This is a genomic window from Labilibaculum manganireducens (assembly GCF_963665805.2).
In the GTDB taxonomy this organism is placed as follows: Bacteria; Bacteroidota; Bacteroidia; order Bacteroidales; family Marinifilaceae; genus Labilibaculum; species Labilibaculum manganireducens.
In genome coordinates, this window is record NZ_CAXXEE010000003.1 from 1,445,226 (window position 1) to 1,465,920 (window position 20,695).

The 20,695-nt window shown below is 36.8% G+C and carries 14 protein-coding genes and 1 other RNA gene; 9 read left to right on the plus strand and 6 right to left on the minus strand.

Features of this window, described 5'->3' with window-relative positions:
- Position 1: 1 nt before the first annotated feature.
- The 3 genes from ACHZAX_RS05475 to ACHZAX_RS05485 all read right to left on the minus strand — a co-directional run bounded on the left by ACHZAX_RS05475 (position 2) and on the right by ACHZAX_RS05485 (position 4,093).
- Positions 2–940, minus strand: a complete 939-nt coding sequence (locus ACHZAX_RS05475; RefSeq protein ID WP_394698218.1) for a polyprenyl-phosphate transporter — start codon at positions 938–940, stop codon at positions 2–4.
- A 42-nt stretch (positions 941–982) separates the two neighbouring features.
- Positions 983–2,386 carry a tetratricopeptide repeat protein gene (locus ACHZAX_RS05480; protein ID WP_101308425.1) on the minus strand — a complete coding sequence of 468 codons (1,404 nt, stop codon included), beginning with the start codon at positions 2,384–2,386 and terminating at the stop codon, positions 983–985.
- A 150-nt stretch (positions 2,387–2,536) separates the two neighbouring features.
- Positions 2,537–4,093, minus strand: a complete 1,557-nt coding sequence (locus ACHZAX_RS05485; RefSeq protein ID WP_320018327.1) for a DUF4301 family protein — start codon at positions 4,091–4,093, stop codon at positions 2,537–2,539.
- A 309-nt stretch (positions 4,094–4,402) separates the two neighbouring features.
- On the opposite strand from ACHZAX_RS05485, the gene mnmL reads away from it, so the two are divergent.
- Entirely contained in the window at positions 4,403–5,356 is a 954-nt protein-coding gene (mnmL, locus tag ACHZAX_RS05490) for a tRNA modification radical SAM protein MnmL/YtqA (RefSeq protein ID WP_320018328.1), read from the plus strand.
- On the opposite strand, the gene ACHZAX_RS05495 is transcribed toward mnmL, so the two are convergent.
- Together ACHZAX_RS05495 and ACHZAX_RS05500 are read right to left on the minus strand one after the other, a co-directional pair.
- Positions 5,357–6,085, minus strand: a complete 729-nt coding sequence (locus tag ACHZAX_RS05495; RefSeq protein ID WP_320018329.1) for a tetratricopeptide repeat protein — start codon at positions 6,083–6,085, stop codon at positions 5,357–5,359.
- 101 nt (positions 6,086–6,186) lie between these two features.
- Complete coding sequence (locus ACHZAX_RS05500; RefSeq protein ID WP_320018330.1) at positions 6,187–8,022, minus strand: YgiQ family radical SAM protein; 1,836 nt, start codon at positions 8,020–8,022, stop codon at positions 6,187–6,189.
- A gap of 201 nt (positions 8,023–8,223) precedes the next feature.
- Between ACHZAX_RS05500 and hisJ the strand changes: the two genes are divergently transcribed.
- The 3 genes from hisJ to ACHZAX_RS05515 all read left to right on the plus strand — a co-directional run bounded on the left by hisJ (position 8,224) and on the right by ACHZAX_RS05515 (position 11,841).
- On the plus strand, positions 8,224–9,063 hold the full coding sequence (gene hisJ, locus ACHZAX_RS05505) for a histidinol-phosphatase HisJ (protein ID WP_320018331.1): 840 nt from the start codon (positions 8,224–8,226) through the stop codon (positions 9,061–9,063).
- A gap of 267 nt (positions 9,064–9,330) precedes the next feature.
- Positions 9,331–11,136, plus strand: a complete 1,806-nt coding sequence (locus ACHZAX_RS05510; RefSeq protein ID WP_101308419.1) for a lysophospholipid acyltransferase family protein — start codon at positions 9,331–9,333, stop codon at positions 11,134–11,136.
- A gap of 54 nt (positions 11,137–11,190) precedes the next feature.
- On the plus strand, positions 11,191–11,841 hold the full coding sequence (locus tag ACHZAX_RS05515) for a LysE family translocator (RefSeq protein WP_197092799.1): 651 nt from the start codon (positions 11,191–11,193) through the stop codon (positions 11,839–11,841).
- A 220-nt stretch (positions 11,842–12,061) separates the two neighbouring features.
- On the opposite strand, the gene ACHZAX_RS05520 is transcribed toward ACHZAX_RS05515, so the two are convergent.
- A complete protein-coding gene (locus tag ACHZAX_RS05520; protein WP_320018332.1) occupies positions 12,062–13,090 on the minus strand; it encodes a Smr/MutS family protein in 1,029 nt (342 codons plus the stop codon).
- Between the two features lie 162 nt (positions 13,091–13,252).
- Here ACHZAX_RS05520 and ACHZAX_RS05525 point away from each other — a divergent pair, with 162 nt between their 5' ends.
- The 5 genes from ACHZAX_RS05525 (at position 13,253) to rnpB (ending at position 20,243) form a co-directional block, all read left to right on the plus strand.
- Complete coding sequence (locus tag ACHZAX_RS05525) at positions 13,253–14,488, plus strand: S-adenosylmethionine:tRNA ribosyltransferase-isomerase (protein ID WP_320018333.1); 1,236 nt, start codon at positions 13,253–13,255, stop codon at positions 14,486–14,488.
- A 1,080-nt stretch (positions 14,489–15,568) separates the two neighbouring features.
- The gene (locus ACHZAX_RS05530) at positions 15,569–17,455 is read left to right on the plus strand and encodes an OmpA family protein (protein WP_320018334.1); all 1,887 of its coding nucleotides are present in this window, start codon (positions 15,569–15,571) and stop codon (positions 17,453–17,455) included.
- A gap of 638 nt (positions 17,456–18,093) precedes the next feature.
- Entirely contained in the window at positions 18,094–19,248 is a 1,155-nt protein-coding gene (locus ACHZAX_RS05535; protein ID WP_320018335.1) for an SPOR domain-containing protein, read from the plus strand.
- Positions 19,249–19,365: 117 nt separating this feature from the next.
- Positions 19,366–19,722 (plus strand): four helix bundle protein, encoded by a 357-nt coding sequence (locus tag ACHZAX_RS05540; RefSeq protein ID WP_320018336.1) that lies wholly within the window; start codon positions 19,366–19,368, stop codon positions 19,720–19,722.
- 171 nt (positions 19,723–19,893) lie between these two features.
- An RNA gene (gene rnpB / locus ACHZAX_RS05545) (RNase P RNA component class A) lies at positions 19,894–20,243 on the plus strand.
- Positions 20,244–20,695: the final 452 nt, after the last annotated feature.

Genomic DNA, 20,695 nt, shown 5'->3' on the forward strand with positions numbered 1-20,695 from the left:
ATTATTCTGTTTTAGATTCCGGAGAAAATTTTTCCATCATCCAAATTAATAGAAATCCGGCAATGGCCAAAAGAATTGCAAATATCAATTGTGAATCTTGTTCAGAAATATTTGCGAATGTATTTGGCAGTATATTTTCCTGCAGCAATGGTTTTTCAATTCCGTGCCGGTCAATAAAGGTGGAGATTGTGTTTTTCCAAGGCCAAACTTTATTTAAAGATCCGATCATGAATCCGGAAAGCAAACCGATAGTCATATTGTGGTATTTTTTTAACAGCCAGCTTAGCAGATTTGAGAAACTTAAGAGGCCTATCACAGCTCCCGCACCAACCACTGCAACAACATCCAGTTTAAAAGAACTGATGGCATTTAGGATGTATTCATATTTTCCCAAAAGAAGCAATATGAAGGCGCCTGATATTCCAGGTAAAATCATCGCACAAATTGCCAATGCTCCCGAAAGAAAAAGAAACCAGTAGGAAGTGGGTGTTTCTGCCGGAGTAACAACAGTTACCATGTAGGCAATTCCGATACCAATAAGCATTGCTATAATAGTGCGTAGTTTCCACTCCGTTATTTTACGGGCAATAACAATTGCAGATGCAACAATCAACCCAAAGAAGAAAGACCAGATTAAAATAGGCTGTTCGGCGAGAAAATACTTAATTAGCTTAGCCAATGACAAAAAGCTTAGGAAAATTCCGAAGATCAATGCCAATAGAAAGTTTCCGTTAATTGCCTGCCAGAATTCTTTGAATTTAAATTGAAAGAGAAGTTTTACCGCATTTCCGTTAATGGATTTTATGCTGTTAATTAATTCCTCGTAAATACCGGTAATAAATGCGATTGTGCCACCGGAAACTCCTGGTACAACATCTGCTGCTCCCATTCCCATTCCTTTAAAGGCAATAAGAAGGTAGTCTTTCATTTTTCTGGGCATAGTATAATTTTGTTGCGCTTACTTTACTGGTTTCAAATACAATTATTGATTTGCTTTGATTAGTTTGGTGAAGATTTTATTTTTCTTCAATTCAGGAAACTGAATAAAGATGTCGTTAATGTTTTCAGAATCGATATCGATGGCTTGTCTGATATAATGTTCCGAAGATTTGATGTCACCCGTAATTGCATAGTAAGCAGCTAAATTACTTAGTAATTGAGGACAGTTTGGGGTCTGGGCAAGACTTTCCAACAACACATCAATAGCGGTTTCTTCATTTTCATTTTGATGATAATATTCAGCGAGAGTTATTGGATAAGTGGTATCGTAAGGATCCAGATCAATAGCCTCTCTAAATGCCTGAACTGCTTTTTGAGGCGAATTGGCTCTGGCGTAAGCCGATCCCAAGGCAAACCAATAGTCTGAATTTGTATCGTCCAGATTTTTAGCTTTTTCAAGATAAACCAAACACTCATCAATTTTATCCTGATACATGAGAATTAATCCCATTCCAAACCAGGGATCTGCTAAATTCTCATCCGTTTTAATGGCTGTTTCGTAATTGATTAAGGCTTGTTCGTATTCGTCCATTTTCTCAAAACATTCGCCAATATAGGAATAGGTTGAAGCATGATCATCATCAAACTCAAGATATTCGGTGTAGCATTTTATTGCTTCTTCGAAAAGTCCCTGATTAGCCAGAGCATTGGCTTTGTTAAAATAGGCTTTACTATGTTGATCATTTACTGCCAGTGTGAATTCGTAGGCCTCAACAGCTTTTGGGAAATTCCCCATGCGGTTAAAAATGATTCCCAGATTGTACCAGGCGTTGTCGGAGAATGGGTTTAGCTCTAAAAATTGCTCATAAGCCATGATACTTTGATCATCCTCGCCAATTTTCTCATAACAATAACCCAATTCAAAAAGAACTTCCGAATCTTCTTCATCTAATTCCAGTGCTTCTTCCAAATATTCTATCGCAAGGCCGAATTGACTCAATTGCTCGAAAGCAAGCGCAATTCTGAAAAGTAAATCTTCACGATTCTCGTAACTGACCTGCAGCGCTTTATCGAATTGTTTTTTTGCAAGCTCAGGTTTTCCAATATGGTTATATATGTTCCCTTTAAGTAGAAGAATCTCCTTGTTTGAAGATTCAATACCCTGTATATTCTTTAAAATGGAAAGTGCTTCGAGATGCTGTTCCCGATCAACTAAAATCTGAGCTTTTTTAATTTGGAGAGAAATAGCACCGGGGTGCTGTCTGTTAGCAATGTTAGAAACTTTAACAGCTTCCAACAGATTGCCCTTCTCAATATAGTGATCAATAATGCTTTCAAATTCATGAACATCGAAGTAGTAAAGCGTCTCAGCTTTAATCATTTCTTCGAACCGGCCTACCAAAGTAAGCGCATCATCATCAAGATAGTTTTCTGTATTCTCTATCATCTATCAAATTAAAATGATTATTGCACTGCAAAAATAGGATTAATTTTAAAATATTCAAGATGTAAGATATTAACAAAAGTTAATCCTTATTTCTGTTTTTATTGGGTTTTGCCCAAAACAAACGGCCTCTTGCAAGGAGGCCGTTGTTAATTATAAATTGCGGTGTTCAATTCTAAGTAAGTCAAATACTGTTTTCACAGGATTAAAAGTTGCAATTGGGACTTCAACAAATACAGAATTCCAATCAGACATGGCACCATTCCACAAACCTGGTAATTCCATTGCTTTCAGATCACTGCCATTGTGTGATTTTTGAGAGATGAAACCAGTTTGCTTATCAACAAACAAAGGAAGATCAAATTTATTTCCTTTATAGTCTTTAATACCGCATATCAAATCTACCGGATTAAAGTGCGTAGAACGTTCAAAAATATTTGTTTGTCGAACGTCTTGTTTGTCAATTTGCGATCCTTCAACAATTTGAAGAGATACAGATCCATCTGAATTTCTTGACCAAAATGGTCCCCCACCAGGTTCACCTTCGTTCTTAACCATTCCGCAGACACGAATAGGACGGTTGAATTTGGAAAACAGGTATTTCTTCAGTTTTTCAGGATCTTCAATTTTAAGACTTGCAGGCGCTTTTGTGCAAAGTTTATCTTCTAAAAAGGCAAGCATTTCATCAAGAGTATTTTGCGAAATATTTTTGTCTTCTTCCAAAATTTTTAAATAGTCAAAAATAAATGACTGGCGTTCCAATAGAATACCTGCTAAAACCTTCTTGAATTTGTAAGTAATTTCCTTTAAACGATCAGGAACAACATTATCAATGTTTTTAATGAAAACAATATCAGCATTCAGCTCGTTTAAATTTTCAATTAAAGCACCATGTCCACCCGGGCGGAATAGTATTGTACCATCTTCGTTTCGGAAAGGTTCATTGTTTGTATCAACAGCAATGGTGTCGGTAGAGGATTTCTGAACAGAGTAAGCAACATTTAGTTTGCCGTTATATTTTTCTTCAAAAGTTTCCTTGGTTTTGTCTAAACGATCTTCAAATAGTTCTTTGTGATCTTCTGATACGGTAAGATGAATTTGGGCATCTCCTTTGGAGTTTTTAGCGTAATTTAGCGCCTCAACCAAATGTTCCTCAAAAGCTGTTCTGGAAAAATGTTTGTACCTGTGGAATTTCAGCAGTCCCTTAGGAAGACTGGCATAATTAAGCCCTTTTTTTGTTAGGAGCATGGCCAGGATTTGTTTGAATTGATTTTTATCAATCATCTTTTCCAAATCCATATTGTTTTCCGAAACAATATTTCGAAGATCTCCATAGAAAGCAAAATCTTCAATTCTGTCAAAGAAGTTAAACATGGTTTCCGGTCCCTTGTTACAAAGGAATTTTAGGTATTCGTCTTCCGTGTCCTGATAAGTGTTCAAAAAATCGTACAGCGATTTAAACATTCTTGTAGCTGCACCCGAAGCAGGAACAAATTTTAGCAATGAAAGGCTTTTGGCATGCGCCGTAAATACTTCTTGATAAATATCCTGTTCATCATCACAAATTTGCATTATTCCGTCATCAATTGTGGCAGGCTTCTTCAATTTCATTTTAGGAAAACCAGTTTTGAAGTTATTAAATTGTTCTTCAATGGTTTTAATATCAATGGCTTTGGCCTTGAATTGAGATTGGTCTTGTTTTGAAAACATGTTTAAAGTTTTAATAAAGTGTCAAAGGCAATATAAAGAATACTTTCAATAAATGAAATGCTCATTCTATTAAATAAAAAAAATACTTATGCAATGCTTTGCAGTTTTGCATGTAAAAATACAAATATAGTGGGAGATTTACTGTTTCAATATTATAGTAATATTTGTAAAAAACCTATACAACTGCATTTTAACTTTGTTTTCTGTTTGATTTTTAAGTCTGCAGCTTATCTTGATAAATTCCAATTAATGTCAATCAATTTACTGGAATCAATTTCTTTTGTATTTTTACGATAAATTCGAAGAGGTATGACAAATAAGCAATTTAAGTGGGGAAACAATAAGAGATATAATGATTTCCCAAGTTCATTTAAAAGACGGTTTTCGGAACGAATTCAAAAAATATCAATAGATGCTGGTTTTACTTGTCCCAACCGCGACGGGAGCAAAGGTGTAGGTGGTTGTACATATTGCAATAACAATAGTTTTAATCCAGCTTACTGTAGTCCTAAAAAAACAGTTACAGAGCAGATTTTACTGGGAATAGACTTTTTCAATACCAAGTACAAAGCTCAGTATTATCTGGCTTATTTTCAGGCTTATTCAAATACCTACGGATCACTTGATCATTTAAAACAAATTTATGAGGAGGCTTTGTCTCACGAGAAAGTAGTTGGTTTGGTTATTGGTACCCGTCCCGACTGTGTTTCTGATTCTCTTTTAAGTTATTTGGAAGAATTGGCAAAAGATAATTATATCAGTATTGAGTATGGTGTCGAATCGTTGAATAACCGTGCTTTGGAAGCTATAAATCGCGGACATTCCTATCAGGAGGCAGAGAAAACCATAATGAGAACTTCGGGTCGTGGAATTCACATTGGTGCTCATTTGGTAAACGGCCTTCCGTTCGATACACCTCAGATGATGATTGAGCATGCTGTGAAGTTGTCAAATTTACCGATTGATACGCTTAAAATGCATCAGCTGCAAATTCTAAATAATACAATAATGGCCAAAGAATATGAAGTGGAACCTGAGAAATTCCACTTGTTCGAAATGGAAGAGTATTTGGATTTTATTGTCGATGTAATTGAGAGAATCAATCCAGGAGTGAGTTTGGAACGATTTATAAATCAGGCACCAAAAGGATGGCTGATCGCTCCTAAATGGGGGGTCAAAAATTTCGAATTTGTAGATAAGCTGGACAAGAGATTGGTGGAAAGAGATTCTTGGCAGGGAAAATTATTTAAGGAGATTGAATAATCAACCAATAATTTCCTTGAGCACGTGAGCAGCTTTCTTGAAACCTAATTTTTCTGATTGTTTAATGTCGGCGATAGCTGCTTCTTTGTTGCCGTTTTTCAAATTGGCAATTCCCCGGGCGAAGTAGGCCCGCTCCAATTTTGCGTCAATTTTTATTGCTTTGTCGTAATATTTTATTGCCTTAGGGTATTGTTCCAAACAATCAAGCGCAACAGCTATGTTGTAGTAAACACCCGAAGAGTTTAGTCCGTATTTTATTGCTAGATTATAGTCAGTTACTGCTCCGGAGTAATCTTTAATGTAGTACCTGCAAATGCCTCGAAAATGCAGTGCTTTACTATTTCGGGGATTTATGGTGAGCAGATGAGTGTAGTCTTTAATGGCATCCTCATATTTCTTTTGGTTTTCAAAGAGAATTGCTCTGTTTAAATAGGCCTCCTCATCGAATTTTTGTTTCGAGATTACAAAATTCAAATCATTAATTGCTTCTCTGTTCTTATTAAGAAAAGAGTAACATATTGCTCTGTTGTAATAGGCTGGAAGGTAGTTTTTATCGCCTTTAACAATTGTGGAAAATTCTTTAATTGCTTCGGCGTATTTCTGTTTTCCCATTAATTCAATGGCATTCTCATTAGCTCTGTCTTCCCTGTTTTTGTTGCATCCGAAGACAATAAAAACGAGAATGATCAGAATGACAACTGCAGTAGTTCGTAAGTAAAATTTAGTCATGCAAAGTAGTTAGAGTTGGTTTCTCCAATATACGCAAATAAATAGAAGAGGTTTTCAAACCTCTTCATATTTGTTATGAATATCTGTTAATAGTTGCTTAACTATTTGAAAAGTTTGGTCAGCATATCTTTTTTGCCCATTTTTATTAATTCAGTTTTTATAGCTTCCCGATACTCTTTTTTATACCAGAATAGAAATTTCCGCTGCGATAACTTCTCCTTTTCACTTTTTGCCGTAAATACTTTCTTTAAAGTATAAGGGTGATAACCCGAGTAGTAGATTACTGTAGCAACCGTCATTGGTGTAGGGGTGAAATCCTGAACTTGTTCCAGTTTAAAATCAAGTTCTTTTGTTTTCACGGCAAGGTCGGCCATATCGGTTGGTTGACTTCCCGGGTGACTTGAAATGAAGTATGGAATTAATTGTTGGTTCAAACCTTCTTTTTTGTTGATGTCATCGAACAAAGCCTTCAGTTTGTAAAATAAATTAAAGGATGGTTTTCTCATCATATTCAAAACATCATCGGAAGTATGCTCCGGAGCAACTTTTAATCTTCCCGACACATGATTTTTAATCAATTCGGTGGCATATTCCCGGTTCGATTTATTTATTTTATCATCTTTAGTTTGATGTAGAATAAGATCATAACGAATTCCGCTGCCAACGAACGATTTCTTAACTCCTGGAACTTGATCAACCTTTTTGTAAATGTCAAGCATTGCCTGATGATTGGTGTTCAGGTTTGGACAAACATCCGGGTGGATGCACGAAGGTCTTCTGCAGGTTTTGCAAATAGATTCGAAAATCCCCTTCATTTGGTACATATTGGCAGAAGGGCCTCCTAAATCAGAAAGATAACCTTTGAAATCGGGCATCTTTGTAATGTTTTCAACCTCTTTCAATATCGATTTTTCAGATCGGTTGGCAATAAATTTTCCCTGATGAGCAGATATGGTACAGAATGAGCAGCCTCCAAAACATCCTCTGTGCATGTTTACCGAGAATTTAATCATATCAAAAGCAGGAATCTTTTTGTCTTTGTATCGTGGATGCGGCAATCGGGTATAGGGAAGATCGTAAACTTCATCCATTTCCTTTTCGTTCATCACCGGGTACGGAGGATTCACAACAATGGTCTGATCTTTATAGTCCTGAGTAAGTTTCTTTGCCATCATAGCATTCGATTCCATCTCAATGCAGCGAAAGTTACTTGCGAATTTTTTCTTGTCGTTCAGGCAATCTTCATGTGAATAGAGTTTCTGATCCTGCCATGTTTTTTTTGTAGGATAAACTTCATCCTGGGCAACAAGAAAAGACGTTTGTGGAATATTAGTCAAAGAATAAAATGGTACACCTTTTTTTGTTAGGCGAACAATTTCCTTTAATGGCTTTTCGCCCATTCCATAAACCAGTAAATCGGCATTGCTTTCGCAAAGGATGCTTGGTTTCAGTTCATTATCCCAGTAATCGTAATGAGTTACTCTCCTTAATGAAGCTTCAATTCCTCCAATTAATATGGGGGTGTCAGGGTATAGTTTTTTCAGTATCTGAGAATAAACTATTGTGGGACGATCAGGCCTTTGGCCGTGTCTGCCATCGGGAGTATACGCATCATCATGCCGTAATCTTCTGTTGGCAGTATAATGATTCACCATCGAATCCATATTTCCCGCGGTTACACCGAAGAATAATTTAGGCTGTCCCAGTTTTTTAAAGTCGCGCAAATCATCACGCCAGTTTGGTTGTGGTACGATGGCAACTTTCAAGCCTTCGTTTTCCAGAACTCTTCCTATAACAGAAGCTCCAAACGAAGGATGATCAATATAGGCATCACCGCTGAATAGAATTACATCCAATTCTTCCCAACCTCTTTCTTTTACTTCCTTAGCTGATGTAGGAAGCCATTTATCTATGTGTAATTTGTTGCTCTCAGTCATATGTCTTAAATTATTGCAAAGATAGTATTATTTATAAAGATTTTAAAGAAGGATTATCATCCCAATAAATAATAAATTTTCAACGGATAATAAAAAGCTTCTTTTGTTGTTTGATTAAAGCCGGACAATTGATGCATATTGAGAAAGGGATTTTGTGATATTGGTGTCTTGAAGTATCTTTGCCTTACTAAAATCTGACAAATGAATTATTTTTCATACCACACTCATACGACCTTTTGCGATGGTAAAAACACAGCGGAAGAATTTGTTGAACGAGCTATAGATCTTGGGTTGAGTGCAGTTGGTTTTTCTTCTCATGCGCCATTGGTGCAAAATGAACCATGGAGTATGCCATTGCAAAGCTTAAAGAAGTATTCAGCTGAAGTGGAGGGATTGAAGCAAAAGTACCGGTCTAAAATACAAATTTACCTGTCTCTGGAGATTGACTATATTCCTGAAGTGACAAAATCTTTTAAGGAGCTGAAAAAAGAGGCTGGGTTAGATTATACAATCGGTTCAGTACATTTGGTGAAAGCTAAATCTGATTCTGAATATTGGTTTCTCGATGGGCCGGATACAAATTATATTCATGGTATTGAGGTTTTGTTTGACGGGGATGCGCAAAAAGCAGTTACTGCCTATTACAATCAGGTAATTGAAATGATTGAAACTCAAAAGCCGGACATTGTTGGGCATGTAGATAAGGTAAAAATGAACAATAAAGGCCGTTTTTTTTCTGAAAATGAAAAATGGTATGTTGATTTACTGAATGAGACAATTAAAGTGATTAAGAATTCCGGTACTATTGTTGAAGTCAATACCAGAGGGATTTACAAGAAAAAGTGTGATTCATTTTTTCCCGGTTTGTATTTTTTGAGAGAATGTAAAAAATATGCGGTACCTGTTACAATCAGTACCGATGCTCATCATGTGGATGAATTAGTTTCAGGATTCGATTTAGCTGTGAGTCTGCTCAAAGATATTGGATTTGAGTCGGTTCGTGTTTTTGTTAACGGGGGCTGGTTCGATCAGACTTTGTAATTAACAGTAATTATTAAGTTTTTTAATTGAATATAGGACTGGAGTATTGATAAATAATACTATTTTTATCCGGTTGAAAAGGTCTGATACTTTTGGTTTGGTTAGCGGGTCTGAATAATGCGGGCTTTTTCGAAAACAGTAATGACTTTGAAACAAAAAAACATAGATAAATACTGATTCATGATACAGTCTTGTTAAAGATGTTAATTGATTTAGTTTGTCACTCCCGATATTTGTCGGGACAACCTTTTTAGAACGTATTGACATATGAAGTTGGTTGATCCAAAAGATTTATTAAAGGCAAATGAGAGCCTTAGCTGGTTTGGTGGGGAAAGTTTTGCCAAATTGTTGATGTATATTCTTCGATTGAATAAATTGAATGATTTGTATTCGGCAAATTGTGGTAAGGATGGCATTGATTTTATTGATGCGTTGCTAGACGATTTAGGGATTAAATTCGAATTTGACGAGGAAGAATTAAAGCGTATTCCCAAAGAAGGTCCGTTCATTACAATATCAAATCATCCGTTTGGAGGAATTGACGGCTTAATTCTGATTAAGCTGATTTGTATGGTACGCCCTGAGTTTAAGGCAATGGCTAATTTCTTGCTGAAAAAGATTGAGCCCATAAAAGATTATTTTTTGGGTGTAAATCCTTTTGAGGAAAGAAAGGGTGTAGCTTCCAGTACCGGAGGTATTAAAGAAGGGCTTCGTCATCTAAGCGGTGGTTTTCCATTGGGAATATTTCCTGCAGGAGAGGTTTCGTCTTATCAGTCCCACACAAATAATATTACCGATAAGCAATGGCAGCCATCTATTCTTAAGTTTATTAAGAAAGCTGAAGTACCTGTTGTGCCTATTTATTTTCAGGGAAGCAATAGTTTGATATTCCATTTGCTGGGAATGATTCATCCTACACTTCGAACAGTGAAATTGCCATCAGAGTTATTAAATAAAAAGAATAAAACGGTTCGGATCCGTATTGGAAATCCAATTTCGGTAAAAGATCAGAAAGGATTTACAGATATCAATCAGTATGGTCGGTTTTTGCGCGCAAAGACTTATATGCTGGGGACTCCAATTGAGGTGAAAAAGTTTTATCAATTCAAACGCAAGGAAAAAATTGCAAAGGTTGAAGATATTGTACCTCCTGTAAACCCGGAGATTATTCAAAGTGAGGTGGAGAGTCTTCCTCAGGAATACTTGCTGTTTAAAAGCAGTAATTTTACTGTGTATTGTGCACCTTCTTCTAAGTTGCCACATGTGTTGACCGAACTTGGGCGATTAAGGGAAATTACCTTTCGGGAAGTTGGTGAAGGAACAAATCTGGGAATTGATGTTGATGAGTATGATTTGTATTATCATCAGCTTTTTATTTGGGATGAGGAACTGAAAAAGATAGTAGGTGCCTATCGTGTTGGCAAGGGAAATGAAATTCTTTCGGAGTATGGATTGAAAGGCTTTTATTTGCAGAGCCTGTTCCGTATGAGCAAAAAATTCCAGCCTATTCTTCATGAATCATTGGAGTTGGGGCGTTCATTTATTGTGAAAGAATATCAAAAAAAGCCAATGCCTTTATTTTTGCTTTGGAAAGGGATTTTGTATTTCTTACTCAAGAATCCTCAGTCGCGTTATTTGATAGGACCTGTGAGTATCAGCAATAAGTATTCTGATTTGTCGAAAGATTTGATCATTAAATTTATTATGCGGAATTATTTCAATTACGATTTAGGACAGTACATTAAATCAAGAAAGAAGTTTAAGGTCAAAATAAAAGATCTGGATGTGGATATTTTATTGGAAATGGCTAAGAATGATATCAATAAGCTAGATAAGTTAATTGGCGATTTTGAGATAACGAATGATAAATTGCCGGTACTTCTTAAAAAATATATTTCTCTGAACGCCAGGATTGTGGGGTTTAATATAGACCCAAATTTTAATGATTGTCTGGATGGTTTAATCGTAGTTGATTTGTTTGATGTGCCAATTAAAGTGATTGAATCATTGTCGAAGGAATTCAATGATGACACCATTATGAAAAGATTTTCATCGGAAGATGTCAGATTTTAGCATATATTTTACCACCTTTGCAAGCAATTTTGTTAACTGAAAAAGATTTAGTAGTTGGATTTTCAATATTTATTTAAAGGAATAGTTGTGGGATTAATGGTTTCGATACCATTAGGCCCGATAGGGGTGTTAATTATTCAAAAAACCATTCAGAAAGGTCGCTTGGCCGGTTTTATTTCGGGTCTGGGTGCTGCTGTTGCAGATATGTTTTATGCTACAGTTGCCGCTTTTGGTTTGGGAATGGTGCTTAGTTTTATTAAAACACAGGAATTCTACCTGCAGTTAATCGGTAGTATTTTTCTGGTGTATGTAGGGTTGCGAATCTTCCTTACAAACCCTATAAAGCAGATTAGAGGGGCGAAGAAAACGGGTAAAAAGGGAATGTTGGGTGACTTTGTTTCTATATTTTTTCTTACAGCATCGAACCCGATTGCAGTTTTTGTTTTTGTTGCAGTTTTTGCCGGAGCATCTATCTTTGGAAGCAATCCGACTTTGAGAATTGAATTGTTCTTGATTTTAGGTGTGCTGTTGGGAGGAGCTTTGTGGTGGTATACCTTGTCGACCATTATTAATATTTTCCGCAAGAAATTCAGGTTAAAACAATTATTTTGGATCAATAAAATTTCGGGAATTGTAATTGCAGCATTAGGATTTCTTGCTTTTCTGGCCTGTTTCGAGCCAATCAAATCCTTTATACATACTTAAAATTACTCAAGGAGATATCAGAATATAAAAAAAAGACGCATTTGCGTCTTTTTTTTTATTTAGTTCTTTTTTTAATCCACAGGTAAAGAGGCAGTAAAAAAAATATTTTTCCTTTCAATACTATCCCCGCTAAAGCCACGTGGCAATTTAATTCTGAGCTTATTATTACAATAAGCTTTTGGTTTCAAGACTTTTTGATCTTTCGGATTTTCCAGACTTTTTATCGTATTGTAACCATGGTTGCTCCCCATCCATATTCTTTAAAAGAGGCATCTTGAGAATAATGTTTTCTGTATTTTCTTTTGAGTTCATTATGAACATGCTGCTTTAATGTACCATTGCCGATACCATGAATAAATACAATTTTTTTGCCTTTCTCATATTGGTTCTGACGCAATACCTCATGAAATTTATTAAGTTGAAATTCAAGGATGTCAGCATTTGATAATCCTGTTACAGAGTCAATTAATGCATTAATGTGTAAGTCAACTTCGATTAAATTATCATCAGAATTATTGTTTTTTGGTGTTGGTTTTACTTTTTCTGAATCTTCTTTTTCACGAATTGCCTGTTGGAAATCTTTATTGCTTAGTTCTTCTATTTTTTGCTCCAGATTTTCACCTGTAAGTTTGTAAAGTATCACTTCCTGATGAAAGTATGCAGTATCCTTATAGCTTGAAGATTTGTGGAATTTTACAGCCTGAATTTTGAGCGTACGATCCAAAGGTTTTTTAGGAGAGCATTTTCCTTGCTGATAAAAAATGATTTGAAAATGACAGCAGGTCAATACGTTCAGGTCTTTTATTTCGTATTCTGATAAAAGAATTTTTGATTTAGGATCAAGAGTTCCAGCGGTTATCCCTTCCAGTCCATTTCCTTTTTCATCACAGAAAGTGTACAAAAGAATTTGATTGGTATCGTTAATTAAAAATAGTTCCAACGGGCTTTCCGATTGGGTGGCCGGTTCCTTGGGGGCAAAAGCAGCGTAAACTTCCTCTTTTTCAACAAATAGTGTTTGTTTCTTTGATGGTAATGAGGAACCTGAACTTGAAGAATTACTTTGTTTGGATTGAGGGGAAGCTCCTGTATTTACCGATTCAATCACAACCAAATTGGTTTTCAGACTTGGAATCTCAAATTCATCCTCGTCGTTTAAAACCATAACAGTTTTAGCATCAATTATTCGGGTGACAATACCACCACCTGTTTCATTTAAAAACCGGACTTTATCTCCTGTATTTATTTGCATCAGATTATCTAATTTGAGTTGACTGTTTGAGCATTCGTTTCGACTTTAGAAATCTAAAATAGTCAACAGGTTTTTGATTCCCGACAAAGTTAGCTATTTTTGCCGATCAAAAGGCAAAGCCCCCTTTTTATTAGGAATAAAGCTTGATTAATTAAGAAATAGATGGATTGTAATATCAATATAAATAGTTTGGACGCCAGGCAAATTCAAATTTCAGATTTCACTTACGATCTTCCCGATCAAAGAATTGCCAAACACCCTTTAGCGAACAGGGATTTGTCAAAATTACTGATTTACAAAAACGGATTGATTTCGGAATCTGTATTTGAGAATTTACCTTCGGAGATTGCCTCTGGAACTACGATGGTATTTAATAATACCAAAGTGATTCAGGCCCGATTGATATTTCATAAGGAAACAGGAGCACGAATTGAAATATTCTGCTTGGAGCCCTTGAAGCCGGCTGATTACAACCTGGCTTTTCAGGCATGTGGTTCTTCATCCTGGAAATGTATCGTAGGAAATGCGCGAAAATGGAAGTCCGGGGTATTAAAAATGCCTTTCTATGTTGATGATAAGGAGTATTTTCTGAAAGCGGAGAAGCAGGAAGCATTGGAAGGAGCTCAGGAGATCTTTTTTTCGTGGAATCATCTGGACCTGAGCTTTAGCGAGGTGTTGGAACAAACCGGTAAAATTCCAATTCCCCCCTATTTAAATCGTGACACGGAAGCAACAGATTTGCTTCGCTACCAGACCGTTTATTCAAAATACGAAGGCTCGGTGGCGGCGCCAACAGCAGGACTGCATTTTACTGAGGATGTGTTTTCCCGCCTGGAAGCAAAAAAAATAAATCGGGAAGAATTGACACTGCATGTTGGAGCCGGAACGTTTAAGCCTGTAAAATCGGAGCAGATAGGCGATCATGAAATGCACACAGAACATATTCAGGTTACCCTTGAGAGTATTCAAAATATAATAAAGCTTAGCGGACAAATTATTGCGGTGGGCACAACATCTGTGCGAAGTTTGGAGAGTTTGTATTGGATGGGTGTTAAAATTCTGACCCAAAAGGAAAATCCTCATTTGCTGGGACAGTGGGAGGCTTATCAGTTACCGGCTAATTACAGCAGGCAGGAATCGTATCAGGCAATTTGCAGCTATATGCAGGAGAAAGGTTTGACTTTATTTAATGTCGCGACTCAGATTATTATCGCTCCGGGATATCAATTTAAAGTTATTTCGGGTTTGGTGACAAACTTTCACCAGCCACAAAGTACCTTGCTTCTTTTAATTTCGGCCCTTGTTGGTGATAAATGGAAGGAAATATATCAGTACGCGCTGGATAATGATTTTCGTTTCCTGAGTTATGGTGACAGCTCGCTATTGATGAGGGGATAGAAGAGTCTCAAAAGTCTCGAAAAGTCTTGAAGAGTCTTGAAGAGTCTGGAAAGGTCTCAAAAGTCTTGAAAAGTGAAAAAGGTCAACAAGAGTGAGATAGATAAAGAGATTGCTTATTTTATCGGAGCCTGAAGGGCTCAAATATGAATAGCCCGGAGTAAAGGAGCGAAGCGAATGCCACCCCGGGATAAGAATGGGACATAACAAATTGGCGCAGGTGAAAATCATTCTTTGAAACAAGATCTTATTCTGCGCCACAAGATGTAATGTAAAAAGAAGCATGGGATTGAATTACCTCTCGGATTTTGCGGTTGGAGAAGAAGTATCTTGAAAAGTAGAAGGGTCGAAACATCAAAAAAAGTCAATTGCAGTTTTATGGTTTTAGTTGCTGTGTGGGTTTGACCCACCGTTTGGGAAGATATGTGCTTTGTGAAGCCATGTATTGCCAACTGCTTTAGCTGTGGTGTGAAAAGATTTATTGCAGCAATTCTCCCATTTTCAGGGGAGATCCCGACAGGGAGAGGGGTGTTTGGGGATCGAAAAAGTCTGGAAGAGTCTGGAAAGGTCTCAAAAGTCTTGAAAAGTCAAAAAGGTCAACAAGAGATAGATAAAGAGATTGCTTATTTTATCGGAGCCTGAAGGGCTCAAATATGAATAGCCCGGGGTAAATGAGCGAAGCGAATGCCACCCCGGGATAAGAATGGGACATAACAAATTGGCGCAGGTGAAAATCATTCTTTGAAACAAGATCTTATTCTGCGCCACAAGATGTAATGTAAAAAGAAGCATGGGATTGAATTACCTCTCGGATTTTGCGGTTGGAGAAGAAGTATCTTGAAAAGTAGAAGGGGCGAAAAGTCAAAAAAAAGTCAATTGCAGTTTTATGGTTTTAAATGTTATGTGGCTTTGACCCCGTTTGGGAAGATATGTGTTTTGTGAAGCCATGCATTGCCAACTGCTTTAGCTGTTGCGTTTAAAAATCAAAGAGCCTTGAAAAGTTAAGTTTTTATTAATTCACTGTTTGTTATTGTCCTGAAAACTCTTAATTTTAGTTTATGTTCATTCTAAATCCATTCGAATATGATTTATAAGCTAAAACTGCTTGTTTTATTCCTAATGTTTCCTACTGCACTTTTCAGTCAAACTAAATTTGAAAAAAAAGGCGATAAAGCAATTCTGAAAGGAGATTATCCGGAGGCGATTATTCAATTCAAGAATATAAAGGATAAAAATGCTGAAGTCAACCGGAAGATTGCAGAATGCTATTTTGTTTTGGGCAGGTACGATCAATCCGAGAATTTTTATAACAGTATTCAGGAAAAAGAGAAGAATTCTGCAGATTTACTTCATCTCTCTCAAATAAACCTTGCTAATGATAATTTTACAGCAGCTGTTCTACTGGCAGAAAGAGCTGGTGAATTGGGGGCGGATCCAAATGAAGTTCAAATACGCTTGGATGCTGTTTGTAAATTCGCCGAGGTGCGAAAGGCAAATCAAGATTTGAAAATCACTAAGATTAAAGTTCAACCCCAAGGAAAGTGCTTAGGTATCTTCCTATTGCCCGAGGGAATTGTTTACTCAGAAGCTGGTGCCGGAAAATTAAAATCAGATAAAAATTACAAATTGCTGCTCGCTGCAGGTGAAAATTCGGAGTTTAATGAAACCAAATCTTTTGCCGGCAAACTGGAACCTAAAACAGATATTGGAGCCATTTGCATTTCTCCTGATGGAAATACAATGTATTACACGCGTTGGTGCATTCGAAAGGGAAAGCAACAAATGGAGATTGCGATTGCCGAAAAGAAAAACGGGGAATGGCGTTCTAAGGAAAGTCTTGCATTTTGCAGTCGAAAGTATTCCTGCTGCTATCCTTTTTTATCCCCCGATGGGAAAACAATGTATTTTTCTTCAGATATGGAGGGTGGATACGGAGGGATGGATCTGTATGTTAGTAAGCAGGAGAACGGGAAGTGGACAGAACCTCAAAATTTAGGAAAATCAATTAATACAGCACAAAACGAGATTTATCCACGGGTACTGTCGAATAATCAGTTGTGGTTCTCGTCCGATGGACACGCAGGTTATGGAAAATTGGATTTGTTTTTTACTTCCAGAAATGAGGATGGCAGCTGGGCTCCGGTATTAAATCCGGGAGAACCGTATAATTCTGCATTTTCAGAGTATTCAATTCAGGATATCCCTGAGACGGGCATGCAGCTATTTGTATCAGACCGGGAAGATAGAGGTTTGCGGGACCGGATCTATGAATTGAAAAAAGAAGACAAAAAACGTGTTCAGGTTTTTGTGAAAGATGCACATTCCTATGATATTATTAAAAACGTAAAATTTTCAGTTCTGAAAGCTTTGGAAAATAAAGTGATTGTTGCTGATAAGGGGATGATTGAGGGAGAAACTTCTTTCGAAATACCGGAATCTGAGTTTGATCAGGGAATATTATATGAGATTACTGTTCAAAAAACAGGATATATGGATCGGAAGATTGAATATTACCCATCCTCTCAAAAGATGAATATTGAGGTAAGTTTGGACCGCATCAGCGAAAAACCTAAGTTTTCCTTTGTGTCGGAACTGACGCCAATTGCCTATCCTAAGAAGAAGATTGCATTTAAAAACATCTATTTCGAGAAGAATGAGGATGACTTTAGTGATGAAGCTAAAAAAATATTGGATCGTTTGTACCGGTTTTGGAAAGAATTTCCGGAATTGGGAATTAAGATAAACGGCCATTCAGACTCGAAAGGATTGGAACAAATGAATTTGGACATTTCCCTTCAAAAAGCAGAAAAAGCAAAAGAATATTTGGTAAAAAAAGGTATGGATGTATCAGAGATAGAGGTTGGTGCATGGGGCGGGGAGTTTATTTTGAATGGGTGTTTTGATGATTCGGGATGTTCTGAAAATGAGCATCATGAGAATCGAAGGATAGAATTAATTTTTGTGTTGTAAATCAATTGTTATTCGTCTTGGGAAGCTGCTCTTTATACACAAATATTCGCTTCCCAGGCCATAGTTTAATTATAAACACAAGCACCCCTCTGTTCTTCGAACATCTCCCCTTAAAATGGGAGAATCGTTCGCAAATAGAATCTTCCCTTCTTGAGGGTACCGTAACGCAGTGAAGATTATGAACGCAATTTGAAATAATATTGTGAACAAGGTGCCGATCCCGACACGTCGGGAAAAGGGCGTTAGTTCTTAATATTATCCTTTTTACAGATCTTGTTGCTCTTGATTTTTTCAACCAATAAGATGTATATAAAGAGTTGCTTGGGAAGAGGGATTGTCTTTTGTAATGTTTATTTCCATTAATTAATGATTTTATTAGAAGCTGTTTAAATCTATTTTTAGAAATTCTTATCGAAGAAAAAAGACTAAGAATAAGACAAATTTGATGCGAATAGTGGTTCTGTTTAAAGATAATTTAACGCAATTATGAGGTTTTTGCCTTATAAAAAAGCTAAAGGATAAATTTTAAACAGTTTCTTGTATTTACTACTGTTAATTTTTGTTATTTTTAAGAATTAATCTGACACTCTATTCTGCCATCTGTTATGAGGAATATCTACTTTTTAATCTGTTTTTTCTTGACCGCCGGGACAATTGGTTCCCTTTCTTCTTTTTTCGATATTAACTTTGCCGGTTCTACTGCTGGAGGTTCAACCTATGGTGTAGAAATTGCAAAGTTTAAATATCCGGTGTATACCGATTATTTTGAGGAATTGAATGATGTTGTTGAGTTGAGTGGAAAAGATGGAGAGTATCATTATTTATCCGGTCTTAGCAATTCCAAGAGTGAAGCAGAGACCCGGGTAGAGGAAATAAAGTCTTTTGGATATGCTGATGCTAAGGTTTTGGATTTAAATCAGGAGTTCACATCGGAGCAGATTTCAGCAGTTCTTACAAATGGAAAGGGTGATCAGGATAAAACTCAGAAGCAGAAAATTACCAGTCAAACCGATAAAAGGAATCAAGCCACTGAAACCGCAATTGGTAAACTGACTCATATTGGTAATGATTATTACTACACCATTCTTCTTCAGAAAAGCAAAAATAGTCTAAATGCAGAAAGTTTTTCTCCGTTCAACTCAGTGAAAGTACTGGAAGCCGATGGAATGTTTCAATATGTGTTGGGACGATTTGAGGATGTGGGTGATGCTAAGAAATATTTGCAGGAAAAAGTGGAGGCAGGTTTTCCTCAGGCAAGTGTTGCCGTTATTAATAAAGGAGAGTTGGCGGAAGTTAGAGTAGAGGCAGAAAGGAAAAACGATGTGAAAATGGCCTCGGATCAGACAGGATCCTATAACATGGGACGAAAAATGAGAGGAAAAGAATATGTTGACTACTATTATGAGCTGGGACATTTAAAGATATCTGAAAAGCCGCTTTATGTTATTGAAATAGGAGACTATAACGATAAAAAGCTTGCAAATGAGGCGATTCAAAAATTAAAAGACCTTGGTTTTACTCAGGCAAGAATTAAAACTCCGTCAGGTTTAAAAACAGCAGCCATTCAGGAAAGCCTTTCTGCAGATGCTCATTTTACCATTCAGATATTTGCAAGTAAATCTGAAATGAACCTTAAGCGGATAACGATTAAAGATCTTACCCGTACGTTTGATCCGCAGGACGAATTGTATCGTTATTTTTACGGGAATTACGACAATTATTGGGTTTGTCGCCGGGAATTGCGCGAAATTCGCCAAAAAGGCTACGGCGATGCGTTTATTGTCCGATTATAGGTTCCAAACTTCCAAGGATCAATCTTGAAGTAAAAAGGATAAAGTAAAAAGTACAAAGTACAAAGTACAAAGGGTGAGAAGTATAAGGAATATTGTAAGTGTAAAGTATAAAGCCACGTGAAACAAAATGAATTGCAAGCTCGATTGTTTAATTTTTCTGTTGACATCATAAAACAGGTAAGGGTGTTTCCAAATTCGCGTGAGTATCAAGTAATCTCCTATCAGATATTAAAGTCAGCAACATCTGTTGGGGCAAATTACGAAGAAGCGCAAGCAGCTGTCTCAGAAGCTGATTTTGCTAATAAAATCTCTATTTCCCTGAAAGAGATAAGAGAAACAAACTACTGGATTCGTATTGTTAATTCTATCTCTGAGGAACAAAAACAATGGGATATCTTGGAAAGAGAATCTGAGGAATTAATGAAAATATTGGGAGCAATAAGAGTTAAAATGTACCAAAAGCTAAAACGGTAACATTACCTTCCTTTGTATTTTTTTTCTTTATACTTTTTACTTTATACTTTTTACTTTTTACTTTTTACTTTTTTCTTTGTACTTATTGCCTCCTTTGAACTTTTTCCATTTCTTCCCTTCTCTTTTTTATACTTTATACTTTATACTTGTTACTTTTTCCTTACATTTGTCCCGGCAAACCGTTCTATCGCTGCTTTGTAAAAAGGAGAGGAAAGTCCGGGCAACATAGAGTAACATACTTCCTAACGGGAAGAAGGCCGAAAGGCTTTAGTAGTAGAACAGAAAAGAACCGCCTCCGGGTAAGGGTGAAAAGGTGAGGTAAGAGCTCACCAGCACTGATGGTGACATTGGTGGCTGTGTACCTTATGTGTTGCAAGATCAAGTACACCGGCGTATGTAGGCTGACTCGGCTGATGTTCGGGGGGTGGATTGCTCGAAACATTTGGTGACAAGTGTTCTAGATAAATGATAGAAATTCTTTTCGGAGAATACAGGACCCGGCTTACAGGTTTGCCTTTTTTTAAACATAAACAGACTGACTCGTAATTGAGTTGGTCTTTCTTTTGTGATATAGTGAAAGTCTGGAAGGGTCTCAAAAGTCTTGAAAAGTCTTGAAAAGTCTGGAAGAGTCTTGAAGAGTCAAAAAGTCAAAAAAAGCCAATTGCAGTTTTATGGCTTTAATTGCTATGTGGCTTTGATCCACCGTTGGGGAAGATATGTGTTTTGTGAATTCATGCATTGCCAACTGCTTTAGCTGTTGTGTGAAAAGGTTTATCGCAGCAATTCTCACATTTTCAGGGGAGATCCCGACAGGGAGAGGGGTGTTTGAGGATTGAAAAGTCTGGAAGAGTCTGGAAAGGTCTCAAAAGTCTTGAAAAGTCAAAAAGGTCAACAAGAGATAGATAAAGTGATTGCTTATTTTATCGGAGCCTGAAGGGCTCAAATATGAATAGCCCGGGGTAAATGAGCGAAG